At 63.2% G+C, this 11,896-nt stretch carries 11 protein-coding genes; 3 read left to right on the top strand and 8 right to left on the bottom strand.

Annotated elements, in window-relative coordinates; translation table 11 throughout:
* The first annotated feature begins 5 nt into the window (after nucleotides 1–5).
* A complete protein-coding gene (locus tag BLO80_RS11330; protein WP_092332361.1) occupies nucleotides 6–755 on the top strand; it encodes an enoyl-CoA hydratase-related protein in 750 nt (249 codons plus the stop codon).
* 191 nt (nucleotides 756–946) lie between these two features.
* Here BLO80_RS11330 and pyk read toward each other — a convergent pair whose 3' ends face one another.
* Nucleotides 947–2,398, bottom strand: coding sequence for a pyruvate kinase (pyk, locus tag BLO80_RS11325; RefSeq protein ID WP_092166364.1), 1,452 nt, complete (start codon nucleotides 2,396–2,398; stop codon nucleotides 947–949).
* A 336-nt stretch (nucleotides 2,399–2,734) separates the two neighbouring features.
* Between pyk and BLO80_RS11320 the strand changes: the two genes are divergently transcribed.
* Nucleotides 2,735–3,106, top strand: a complete 372-nt coding sequence (locus tag BLO80_RS11320; RefSeq protein ID WP_092332363.1) for a tetratricopeptide repeat protein — start codon at nucleotides 2,735–2,737, stop codon at nucleotides 3,104–3,106.
* A gap of 283 nt (nucleotides 3,107–3,389) precedes the next feature.
* Nucleotides 3,390–3,749: a PilZ domain-containing protein gene (locus BLO80_RS11315; RefSeq protein WP_092332366.1), complete on the top strand. Its 360-nt coding sequence runs from the start codon at nucleotides 3,390–3,392 to the stop codon at nucleotides 3,747–3,749.
* 142 nt (nucleotides 3,750–3,891) lie between these two features.
* On the opposite strand, the gene BLO80_RS11310 is transcribed toward BLO80_RS11315, so the two are convergent.
* The 7 genes from BLO80_RS11310 to BLO80_RS11280 form a co-directional block, all read right to left on the bottom strand.
* Entirely contained in the window at nucleotides 3,892–4,260 is a 369-nt protein-coding gene (locus tag BLO80_RS11310; protein ID WP_092332368.1) for a DUF6124 family protein, read from the bottom strand.
* Between the two features lie 341 nt (nucleotides 4,261–4,601).
* Complete coding sequence (locus BLO80_RS11305) at nucleotides 4,602–5,933, bottom strand: DUF58 domain-containing protein (protein ID WP_092332370.1); 1,332 nt, start codon at nucleotides 5,931–5,933, stop codon at nucleotides 4,602–4,604.
* Between the two features lie 217 nt (nucleotides 5,934–6,150).
* Nucleotides 6,151–7,155, bottom strand: a complete 1,005-nt coding sequence (locus tag BLO80_RS11300) for an AAA family ATPase (RefSeq protein ID WP_092332372.1) — start codon at nucleotides 7,153–7,155, stop codon at nucleotides 6,151–6,153.
* Nucleotides 7,152–8,315 carry a DUF4350 domain-containing protein gene (locus tag BLO80_RS11295; RefSeq protein WP_092332374.1) on the bottom strand — a complete coding sequence of 388 codons (1,164 nt, stop codon included), beginning with the start codon at nucleotides 8,313–8,315 and terminating at the stop codon, nucleotides 7,152–7,154. Before BLO80_RS11295 ends, BLO80_RS11300 begins: the two co-directional genes overlap by 4 nt.
* Nucleotides 8,312–9,853, bottom strand: a complete 1,542-nt coding sequence (locus BLO80_RS11290) for a DUF4129 domain-containing protein (protein ID WP_092332376.1) — start codon at nucleotides 9,851–9,853, stop codon at nucleotides 8,312–8,314. Before BLO80_RS11290 ends, BLO80_RS11295 begins: the two co-directional genes overlap by 4 nt.
* Nucleotides 9,840–10,814 carry a stage II sporulation protein M gene (locus tag BLO80_RS11285; RefSeq protein WP_092332378.1) on the bottom strand — a complete coding sequence of 325 codons (975 nt, stop codon included), beginning with the start codon at nucleotides 10,812–10,814 and terminating at the stop codon, nucleotides 9,840–9,842. The genes BLO80_RS11290 and BLO80_RS11285 overlap by 14 nt, the downstream gene beginning before the upstream one ends.
* Nucleotides 10,811–11,536 (bottom strand): RDD family protein, encoded by a 726-nt coding sequence (locus BLO80_RS11280; RefSeq protein WP_092332380.1) that lies wholly within the window; start codon nucleotides 11,534–11,536, stop codon nucleotides 10,811–10,813. Before BLO80_RS11280 ends, BLO80_RS11285 begins: the two co-directional genes overlap by 4 nt.
* Nucleotides 11,537–11,896 lie beyond the last annotated feature (360 nt).

Genomic DNA, 11,896 nt, shown 5'->3' with positions numbered 1-11,896 from the left:
CGATCATGACCGAAACCCTGTTGCTCGACCGTCAACGCGGGCTGCTGACCGTGCGCTTGAACCGCCCGGACAAGAAGAACGCCCTGACCCGGGCCATGTACCGTCAATTGGCCCAAGCCCTGGCGATGGCGGACAGCGATCCGCAGATTCGCGCGGTGCTGCTCAGCGGTTCCAGCGACTGTTTCACTGCCGGCAACGACATCGTCGACTTCCTCGAACAGCCGCCGAACGATCTCGATAACCCGGTATTCCAGTTCATGCTCAGCCTGCTCGATTGCCGCAAACCGGTGATCGCCGCCGTGGCCGGGCCGGCGGTGGGCATTGGTACTACGTTGCTGTTGCATTGCGACCTGGTCTACGTCAGCCGAGACGCGCGGCTGCGCATGCCGTTCGTCAACCTGGGGCTGTGCCCGGAATTCGGTTCCAGCCTGATCCTGCCGCGGCTGCTGGGTCAGGCCAGAGCTGCGCAATTGTTGCTGTTGGGTGAGGGCTTCAGTGGCGAACAAGCGGTGGCGTGGGGCATTGCCACCGAGGCGCTGGACAGCGGTGAAGCGGCACTGGCCAAGGCGCGGGAGATGGCGCTGCGCTTCGAATCGCTGCCACCTGACGCGGTGCGCATCAGCAAGCAACTGATGAGGGCGCCGGACCGGGAACTGTTGCGCAAGGTGATTGAAGAAGAGGGCAAGTTGTTCACCCAACGCCTGCGCTCGCCCGAGGCGGTGGCGGCGTTGATGGGGTTTATCAACAGGCAATAAGTTCTGTAGGGCCTGGCTTGGCCCCATCGCGAGCAAGCTCGCTCCCACAGGGGTTCATGGACACCGCAGACCTACTGTGGGAGCGAGCTTGCTCGCGATGGCGGCAGACCAGACAGCACAGGCTTCAAGGCAAAAACCAAAAAGCCCCACCATTCACATGGCGGGGCTTTTGTTTTTCAGCGCTCGGTCACTCAGACCATCGGGTCGCCAACATGCAGGATTTTCATCCCGTTGGTGCCGCCGATGGTGTGGTAGCTGTCGCCCTTGGTCAGGATGACCCAGTCACCGGTCTGCACGACGCCGCGCTTGACCAGCTCATCCACCGCCGCCTGGCTGACTTCGCCCGGTTGCAGGGCGGCCGGGTCGAACGGCACGGTGTAGACGCCACGGAACATGGCGGCGCGGGCCTGGGTCTCGCGGTGCGGGGAGAACGCGTAGATCGGCACCGAGGAGCGGATGCGCGACATGATCAGCGGCGTGTAGCCACTTTCGGTCAGGGCGATGATCGCCTTCACGCCCGGGAAGTGGTTGGCGGTGTACATCGTCGCCAGGGCGATGCTTTCGTCGCAGCGCTCGAAGGTCTTGCCAATGCGGTGGCTGGAGGTCTTGCTGGTCGGGTGCTTTTCAGCGCCGATGCAAATACGCGCCATGGCTTGCACCGCTTCGAGCGGGTAGAGGCCGGCGGCGCTTTCGGCCGAGAGCATCACGGCGTCGGTGTAGTCGAGCACAGCGTTGGCTACGTCGGACACTTCGGCGCGGGTCGGCATCGGGTTCTGGATCATCGACTCCATCATCTGGGTCGCGACGATCACGGCCTTGTTGTGGCGGCGTGCGTGCAGAATGATTTTCTTCTGGATGCCCACCAGCTCGGCGTCGCCGATTTCCACACCGAGGTCGCCACGGGCCACCATCACGGCGTCGGACGCCTTGATCAGGCCATCGAGGGTTTCGTCATCGGCCACGGCTTCGGCGCGTTCGATCTTGGCCACCAGCCAGGCAGTACCGCCGGCTTCGTCGCGCAGTTGACGGGCGTATTCCATATCGGCGGCGTCACGGGGGAAGGACACGGCCAGGTAGTCGACTTCCATTTCCGCGGCCAGCTTGATGTCGGCCTTGTCTTTTTCGGTCAGGGCCGGCGCCGTCAGGCCACCGCCGCGACGGTTGATGCCTTTGTGGTCCGACAGCGGGCCGCCGATGGTCACGACGCAGTTCAGTTCGGTGGCGGAGGCGGTTTCGACGCGCATCACCACGCGACCGTCGTCGAGCAGCAGTTCGTCGCCCACGCCGCAGTCCTTGACCAGGTCCGGGTAGTCGATGCCCACCACCTGCTGGTTGCCTTCGGTCAGTGGATGGCTGGTGGAGAAGGTGAATTTGTCACCGATCTTCAGCTCGATGCGCTTGTTGGCGAATTTGGCGATACGGATCTTCGGACCTTGCAGGTCACCCAGCAGGGCAACGAAGCGGCCGTGCTTGGCGGCGAGGTCGCGCACCAGCTTGGCACGCGCCTTGTGTTCTTCGGGAGTGCCGTGGGAGAAATTCAGACGGGCAACGTCCAGGCCAGCCAGAATCAGCTGTTCGAGAACTTCCGGCGAATTACTGGCCGGGCCAAGGGTAGCGACGATTTTGGTGCGACGGACGGACATGCAAGACTCCTCAAGTTCAAGCGCCAGCGAAGGCTACTATGCTCTTTGGGTGTAGTCATTGTTCATATGCACTACTTTTTCGTTTGTTTTTCGAAATGAACATTCTTGAAAATTTTTGCGCCTTTATGAGCAGCATATATGAACGCCTGGCGCTGCTCTTGTGGCGAGGGAGCTTGCTCCCGCTGGGCTGCGCAGCAGCCCCAGAACAGGGCCGCCTCGCGCCCCAGCGGGAGCAAGCTCCCTCGCCACAGGGGGTGTGCCAGCCATGGTAAGCGTTTTCAGGCTGAAGATTTTCCCAGCCAGGTCGATACAGGGCTCAAGACAGGAGAACCTCCCATGCGATTCGTGCTTTTTGTTGCCCTGGCCCTGAGCGTCACGGGCTGCACCCGTTGGTCGATGAACCACCACATGAACCTGGCCTACAAGGCCTACGATCGTGGCAATTGCGAGCAGGTCATGCTCGAGTTGTCCAAGGTCGACCGCGCCAGTCGCGCCCGCCGCTACATGCAGCCGGAAGTCTCGATGCTGCGCGGCCAGTGCCTGGAACGGCAGAAGCTGTTTGTCGATGCGGCGCAGACCTACCAGTTCATCATCGCCCAATACCCTAACAGCGAATACGCGTTCCGCGCCCGTGCCCGGCTCGAAACCCTGCAGAGCCTGGGCCACTACCCGACTCGTAGCGCCTCGGCCATCCGTCCAGCTTCTTGATTCTCCCTCTCGTGGCCAGGCGCAATCCTGGCCACTCTGCCTCTGCCCACCGTGTTTATGAAAATTAATACATGGGACTGGTTGCCATCCGACCTTGGGCTATATTTGTACAAGTCGTAATTAGAGCTAGATCTCTACTGTAGAAGCACCTGAGACCGGCAGAAGTAGGCTCAAGGCGTTTGATAGCGTCTGGCACCGGGATTGGGGAGAGCGGGCTCGCTTGGGCTCGTTCCGAAGTGACCGGTCGGCCCTGTGCGTGGCCGCTAAAAAAGCGATACAAGACATGTACAAAGAGCGTCGGATCGAACGGCATCAGTTGCCGTATTTCCTCAAAGTGTTCAACGGCATCAACGACAGGCCCATCGGTTTTTTGGGCAATGTTTCTGAAAATGGGCTGATGCTGATCAGCCATCTTCCGCTGATGATCGGTGCGGATTTTGACCTGCACCTGAAAATCCCCGCTGATGAAGGGCCACAGCAAAACGTCAAGTTGAAAGCCAGGTGCCTGTGGTGCCAGGAAGACGTGACGCCGATGCATTTCGACGCCGGCTTCAGCGTGACGTGGGCGCCGCCGGAGTACGGGCAACTGATCAATGCGTTGCGGCAATATTTCAGTTTTTATCCATTGCCGGAATCGGCTTGAGCAGTACGGGCTACCGACTTTGTGGGAGCGAGCTTGCTCGCGAGGGCGGCGGTACATTCAATATTGCCGCAAGCTGATCCACCGCTATCGCGAGCAAGCTCGCTCCCACAGGGCTTGCTGTTTCCTACAGGTCATTCGGCCTTCAGCGCTGAATCCTCGTTTCGTTATCCAGCAATCTTTCCAGCAACAACACGCCCATCTCGCCCATCTGGTGAATCGCCAGGGCCAGGTTGCGCGGGGCGCCTTCCAGGTCTTCCGATAAATCCAGGATCAGCGTGCTCACCGAGCAGAAGGTTTCGTAGGTGTGGGCGAGCATGCCTTCGGGGTCGGCGTCGGGGGCGACGATGAAGTAGTCCAGGTGTTTGGCGGTTTTCTGGTCTGGCTGGCCGTGGTTGGGCTTGAGGTAGTAGTCCAGGGCTCTTTGGGCTGCTTGGTCGAGCTTTTCGGGGTCGAGGGTTTCGTGGGGGGAGAGCGGGTCGGTATGGGGTGGATTGGGGGTTGGCTTGATCATATTCGTTTTTCCATGATTGGTGCTGCCACCCGGTTCGCGACTAAACGAGGGGTGGCGGCTGGACGCAGGTTAGTCGACCGGTGGAAAAACGAAGCCCGGCGCGCCCGAGGGCGCCCTGCGCACAGCCACCATCAAGTGCGGGGATAGGGGAACCCGACTGGATGACGCTTGTGCACACCGTTTTTACCGCCGGGCGACTAAACCCGATCGCTGGATATCAGCGACGCGAATCAAGTTACGGGGCAAGGCCAAGGTGCACAAGCCGGCGGATTCTGGCGGATCTGTAGTCCGTTGCGCAAGGCGCTGTAGTCAGCTGGAGCTTCGCTGGCTCGCTGTAGGACCTAGGCGGTCCCGGCCTTTTTCCAGGCCAGGTATTGGGTGACCAGGTCCGCCCCCAACTCGCTGGGGCGCGAATCCAGGGTGGGCACGCCATGGGCGGCCAACTGCTTATGCAGCTCGGCCCGGGCGTTCAAATAATCCACCGTCCCGCAATAGGCCAAGGCTTCAGGCAGGGTTTGCACCGGTGCCTGGCGCAAGCGGTCGAGGGCTTCTTCCCGCAGGCTGGCCACCAGTACCCGATGTTGTTGGCCCAGCCGTTTCACGGCGGCGAGCAGTTGCGCATCGTCTTCATCCCGCAGGTTGGTCACCAGCACCACCAGGGCCCGGCGTTTTTGCCGGGCCAGCAGTTCGGTGACGGCGGCCTGGTAGTCGGCGGGGCGTTGGCTGCTGTCGAGGTCGTACACGGTGTTGAGCAGCACATTGAGCTGGCCGGTGCCTTTGACCGGGGCCAGGTAGCGGCTTTGTTCGCTGGCAAAGGTGCTCAGGCCCACGGCATCGCCCTGGCGCAGGGCGGTGTAGCTGAGCAGCAGGCACGCGTTGAGGGCGTGGTCGAAGTGCGCCAGCTCGCCGTCCTGGCTGCGCATGCGCCGGCCGCAGTCGAGCATGAAGATGATCTGCTGGTCGCGCTCGTCTTCGTATTCCCGGGCAATCGGCGTGCGGTGGCGGGCGGTGGCTTTCCAGTCGATCTGGCGCAGGCTGTCGCCCTCGCGAAATTCCCGCAGTTGATGGAATTCCTGCCCCTGGCCACGACGTTGACGCTGGCGGATGCCGAGTTGGCTGAGCCAATTGTCCACCGCCAGCAGTTGACCGTCGTAGAGCCTGGCGAAGTCTGGGTAGACACGGGTGTGGTCGACGGCCTCCAGCAGGCGTTTGTCGGTCCACAGGCCCAGCGGGCTTGGCAGGTTGGTTTCGCACTGGGCGAAGGTGAAGTGACCGCGTTTGAGCGGGCGCAGGCGGTAGCTGACCTGGCTGTGCTGGCCGGGTTGCAGCTCGACCGACAGCGGCAGGTTTTCGAAGTCCAGGCCGTCGGGGACATGATCGAAAAACTGCACGTGCAGCGGCTGGGCAAAGTCATGGCTGATGTCCAACCGCACGTCACCCCAGCGGCCCAGGGCCAGGCTCCCGGGCATTTGCCGTTGCAGTCGGGGCGAGGGCAGGCGCCGGACGCGCACCGCGTCGAGCAACGCCAGGGCCAGTACGGCCAACAGCAACCCCCAGTTGATCGACAGCAGCGTCGCCGGCACCGCCACGCCGAGTGCCCGCAGCGCGCCCAGCACAATGCCGAGGGCCAGCAGCAGCGCGAGCCAGATCAAGAGCAGGCGCGAGGGTTTCATGGGTGCATTCCCTCGCAGGGGGTATTTGCCTTGGCAAAGGAGTTTGCCGCTGTGAGATTCCCCGTGGCGAGGGAGCTTGCTCCCGCTGGACGCGCAGCGTCCCCTGACGGTGTGGCAGATAGAACCTGGGGGCTGCTTCGCAGCCCAGCGGGAGCAAGCTCCCTCGCCACAACCAGCGTTCCAGGCACAAAAAGCGTGCTTGTCACAGATGCCCTCATCACAACCGCGGCGCCGGCACTTGATCGAGCAGTTGCCCCAGCACCTGATCCACCGACAGCCCTTCGATGTCCAGTTCCGGCGCCAACCGTACCCGATGGCGCAGTACGGCCAGGGCGCAGCCCTTGATGTCGTCCGGCACCACGAACTCGCCGCCGCGCAACAACGCCCGGGCCCGGGCGCATCGCACCAGCGCAATTGAAGCACGGGGCCCGGCGCCGAGGGTCAAGCCCGGCCAACTGCGGGTGGTGCGGGCCAGGCGCACGGCGTAGTCGAGCACCTGGTCGTCCATCGGCAGGTCGCTGGCGATGCGTTGCAACGCTTGCACGTCCTTGGCCTGCAGCACCATGCGCAGCGGTTGCACGTCGAGCATGTCGGCACGGGTCGAGCGGCTGACCTGACGCACCATGTCCAGCTCCTGGTCGGCGTCCGGGTAATCCATGCGCACCTTGAGCATGAAGCGGTCGAGCTCGGCTTCCGGCAGCGGGTAGGTGCCTTCCTGTTCGATGGGGTTCTGGGTGGCGAGCACCATGAACGGCTGGCTGATGGGCAGGGCGCGGCCTTCGAGGGTGACCTGGCGTTCCTGCATGGCTTCGAGCAGCGCGGCCTGGGTCTTGGCCGGTGCGCGGTTGATCTCGTCGGCCAGCAACAGGTTGGTGAACACCGGACCCTTGCGCAGTTTGAACTGCTCGGTCTGCAAGTCGTACACCGCGTGCCCGGTGACGTCGCTGGGCATCAGGTCGGGGGTGAACTGGATGCGTGCGAACTCACCGTTGAAGCAGCGAGCCAAGGCGCGCACCAGCAACGTCTTGCCCAGCCCGGGAACGCCTTCGAGCAGCACGTGGCCGCCGGCGATCAGTGCCGTGAGCACATCGTCGATCACGCTGGCCTGGCCGACCACCGCCTTGCGCAGCTCGGTGCGGATCGCCTGGGCCAACTGACTGGCGCGCTGGCGCTGTTGGGCGGCGTGGGCCTGGCCGTCGGTAGGTTCGTTCTGTTCAGTCATAAGGCATTCCTGAGGGTTTGCAAATGGGCGACCTGGCGGCAGAACTCAGCGTTCGACATCCGCTGTTTCGGCCGTGGGCTCAAGGCCTGGCTGATGGCCCGCGTGGGTTGCCGGGTCAGGCGGGCGAGTACTTGCCATTGTTCGGCGACGGCCAGTTGTTCGAAGCCTGGGTGAAGATGGCGGGCCCGGCGCAGCACGTCTTGTTGCAAGGCGTGCAACAGGTGCTGCTGGCCGTTGTGGCGCAGGTGGAAGCCGGCGCTGGCTTGTACGTGTTCTTCCAGCTGGCGCCGGGCCTGGGAGGCCGGTGGTTGCAGCGGGCCGTGGCGCACCGCCGAATGCCAGAACCACAGGGCAACCAAGGCCAGCAGTGCCGCCAGCGCCTGGGGGAAATAGCGCAGCAACAGGGTCAGCAAGGTGTCGTGGTCGGTGTTGAACAGCAGGGTGACATCCGTGTCGGCGCTCAAATACCAGAGCAGCCAGGCGTTGTCGTACTGGTCGATGGCGTCGTTCTTCCACAGCTCGGCGTCGGTGATCACCGTGATCGAGCCGAGGCCGAGGTTCAATTGCATCATGTGGGTCGACAACGCGCTGTTGGCCCAGGCCTGGGCCAGGTTGTACGGGTCTTCGAGGTGGAAGTCGGTGTCGAAGCTGGCATATGCCGGCGCCTCTTCGTCTTCCAGGTAGAGCTTGGTCAGTTCCGGGTAACGGTCCTTGATCAGTTCGGGCGCGGGCTCCTTGAGGTCTTCGCTCAGCAGTTGGCGCAGGCGCACGCGGTCGAGCAGCAGGTCGCCGCTGCTGCCGGTGCTCTTGTCCCACAAGGCTTCGGCCACAAAGACCAGGCGTCCGCCGGCCCGGGTCCAGTTCATCAACTGTTCGACTTCCCGTGGCGTCATGTGGGTGCGCTCGCCCAGCAACAGCAGGCTATGCTGGCGTGGCTCCAGGGCGGGCAGCACCTCCAGGCTGTTGGCGTGCTCGACGTTGATCCCCCGCTGGCGCAGGAACCGTTCGGCGGCCAGGTAAGGGTTGGCCTGTACTTCTGGAGAGGGGCCGTGCTCGACGACCTCTTCATAGGGCACGGCCTGGGTGTAGAGGTAAAAACCGAATGCGCACACCACAGCGGCCAGCACGGCGCCGACCAGCCACCCCGCGTGCCGGCTCATCGAGACGCTCCAGGCCCGAACAACCCGCGCCAGCCGTCACACAGTTCCTGTTGCAGGTGGGGCGGCGGCGGACGATGCCCATAGGCAATGTTCTGCCAATGCAGGGTCAGGCTTTTGCTGAAGCCCAGCAGGTTGTCCTGCTCGAGCCGTTCGACGCGTTGCAGCACCTGGCCTTCGGTGTCGGACGGTTTCAAGGGGATCTTGAAGTCATGATGCAACCGGCTGAGCAGTGCCCGGTACAGCAGGCCCAAGGCTTCTCGGGGCTGCGTGGCCCACAGCTGTTCGACGCTGGCGGCGACGTCGGTCGGCAGGCTTTCTTCACGAATATCCAGGCCGAACATGTGCGCCGGTGCCGTTCGTTCCACGGGCAGGCGTTGCGTCGGTCGCCGATTGACCAGGGCCTTGAGTCGTTCCCGGTAATGCCAGGCCAGCCAGACGATCGCACCTGCCAGGCAGGCCCACAGCGCGACCTGGATCAGCGCGGCGGCGATGTCGAAGCGTTGGCCGCCGAGCCATTTGAACAGGGCCTTGAGCCAGCTCGGTTTTGCCTCGGTCTCGTCGGTGGGTTCGGCGGTTTCTTCGCCGAAACGATAACGGGTGACGGTCTCCGGGTTCTTGAACGGCGCGGCCTCGAGAATCGCCTTGATGCCGGCCCGGGAGGCTTCGCTGGTCAGGGGCTGGTTGAGCAGCCGCGGGCTGTCGGGGGCGTTGGGCTCTTCGTCGGCCCACGCCGGGGGCACCAGCGGCAGCATCACCAGGGCCAGCAGCAACAATGCCGGCGCCACGCCACTCAGACGCTGGCGCAGGCGCCGGAACACCAGTTCGATGTCCCACGCTTCGAGGATCGTGCGCCGGTTCAGGTAGAGGCTGAAGCCGCAGGCGACGTACACCGGCTCCCACAAGATCAGCAGCAGTGGGTAGAGGAAGTTGACCAGGTGTTCGAACCACAACCAGTCGTGCTCGGCTGCTGACACCAGGGTCTCCCAGTCCCATTGCAGTTCGACTTGTTGCGGCACGAACAGATAGAACAGGGCCATCAGGCCGAACCACAGGGCGGTTTCCAGGTGCATGCCGATGATGGTCAACCATTGCGCCGCGCCGCGGTTGCGTTGCAGCAATACCCGTATGCGTTGCTCCCGTGCCTCACCGGTGAGCCCTTCGAGTTGCACCACCGGCAGCAGGAAGCTGCGGCTCAGGCTCAGTCGGCGCCAGGTCAGGCTGGCCAGCAACTGGGGCTTGAGCAGCGCCGGCCATTGGCGCAGGGCCTGCCTCAAGGTGGGGGTTTCGCCAAACAGCGCCTTGGACAGGATGTACAGCGGCAGACGGTCAAAGGCCGGTTTCAACCACCAGAACAGCATCACCACCAGGGACGGTGAGTCCCATAGCAGCAGGGTCAGCAACAGGTACACCGGCAGCGTGATGATCGCCCAACTGGTCATCAGCAAGCGTCGATGCTTCTGGCTCATCAACACGCCAAGGTCCATGGCTTCCCAGGTGGTGCGTGGGCGAATGACGACGGTGGCATCACTCAGGCGCATGGCGGGCCCGTCCGGCAAGCGACAGATAGCTGATGACCAACAGCCACAACAAGCCGCCCACGGTGTATTTGGTGGCGGGCGTTACCGTGCTGGAAGACCAGTAGGCCTCGATGAACGCGGCGATGAGCAGGAACAGCATCACGCCGCCGATCATCAGCACGCTTTTACCCGCCGCGAGCCGCAAGGCCTCGCCACGGGTCAGGCGTCCCGGGGCGATCAACGCCCAGCCCAGTTGCAGGCCCGCGGCACCGGCCAGGGCGATGGCGGTGAGTTCGAAGGCGCCGTGGCCGATCACGAACGACCAGAACGTTGCACCGGAACCGATCTGCGTCAGGTGCCCGGCCACCGCGCCAATGGTCAGGCCATTGAAAAACAGGAAGAACGCGCTCCCCAGCCCAAACATCAAGCCACTGGCGAACGTCTGAAAGGCAATGCCGATGTTGTGCATGATGTAGTAACCGAACATGACCCAGTCTTCGCTGGCGGCCCGTTCGACCGAGCGCCCCAGGTGCCCGGAGGCCGGGTCATACATGCTGCGGATCTGGCTGATTTCGTCGGCGCCCAGCACGCTGTAGACCAGTTCCGGAAACAGATAGACCAGCAGCCCGATGCCGACCAGGCTGCCCAGGAACATCAGGCTGGCGGCCAGCACGAAGCGCCATTGTTCACGCACCAGTCGAGGGAAACCGACCAGGATAAAGGCCGAAAGGCTGGCCGATGGTCGGCTGCGATCCCGGTAGAGTTGCTGGTGACCGCGCAGTGCCAGTTGTTGCAGGGTGTCGACCAGCAAACTGCTGTAGCCCCGGGCCTGGGCCAATGCCAGGTGATGGCAAAGCCGTCGGTAGGCGGCAGGGAAGTCACCGCTCTGGGGCACGTTGCGGCTGCGCTCCAATTGATCGAGTTGCTGGGCCAGGTGCGCCCATTCTCCTTGGTGGCGGCTTTCGAACAGGCTCTGCTTCATGTCGGCCCCAGCAGGCCGCGGGCGATGCCATTGAGTTCGGCGGTGGCGTTCGGCACCTGGACGTTCAGTGGCGCGGCCAGGATCGCGGCCAGTTCGTTGACCCGCGCCTGGGACAGTTCGGCCTGGCGTTCGGCGAAGCCCAGCACGGCGCGTTGCTCATGCAGGTTCAGGGTGAAAGGCGCGCGTATCGGCGGGGCCATGGGCAATGCGGGGCGCTTGACCGGTTGTTCGCGATAGACCACCAGCGTACCGGCCGCGAGATCGCCCAGGCGCTTGAACGCCGGATGCTGCAGGCAGCAGATGGCCCCGAAGGTGTAGCCAAAGGGTAGCATGTCGACGAAGCGCAGCAGGTTACGGATCAACGACGCCGACCAGCCAATGGGCCGGCCATCGTCCTGCACCACGCGCAGCCCCATGATCTGCTTGCCGGGAGAACGCCCCTGGTTGAGTACTTCGAACAGCACCATGTACCACCAACTGACGACAAACAGCAGGATGGACCCCAGGCCGAGCCCCAGCTCGCCGAAAAACGCCAGGACCAGGAAAAAAACACCCAGGACCAAGCCGCGTATACCCAAATCGATGGTGAAGGCGATTGCACGCGGCATCAGCCCCGCCGGGCGCAGTGGCAGGTCGATGCCCTCCGGCGTTTCCACCTGATAACGCGTGTCCAGGGGCGCGGGCAGCGTCGCGTTCCTTTGCAGTGCTGGTGTCTCGAGCATGGGCAACCTGTGATGGGCCGATCCGAACATTCAATCTCGGCCCCGATGCTAGCAGTCTTCGTGCGGGCAAACGATAGAACTGTGCAGGTCATTTCATGGTTTGCAACAGGATTGAGAGGGTGAACACTGCCTGCATCATTCTGCGACCCCTCAGTGTTCACAGATCCTTGTGGGAGCGGGCTTGCTCGCGAAGACGGCGGTACATTCAACATTGATGTCGCTGACCCACCGCTTTCGCGAGCAAGCCCGCTCCCACAAGAATTCTAGAGTGTTCACAGATCCAGTGTCCGACACCGCTCGCACATTGGTATTCAAAAGTTACAGCACTGCTGGTCGCAGGCGGGTTCGAGCGCCTAGACT

It is taken from the genome of Pseudomonas sp. NFACC56-3 (genome assembly GCF_900100025.1).
Classification (GTDB): domain Bacteria; phylum Pseudomonadota; class Gammaproteobacteria; order Pseudomonadales; family Pseudomonadaceae; genus Aquipseudomonas; species Aquipseudomonas fluorescens_AA.
This window is presented reverse-complemented; position numbering and strand designations above follow the sequence as displayed.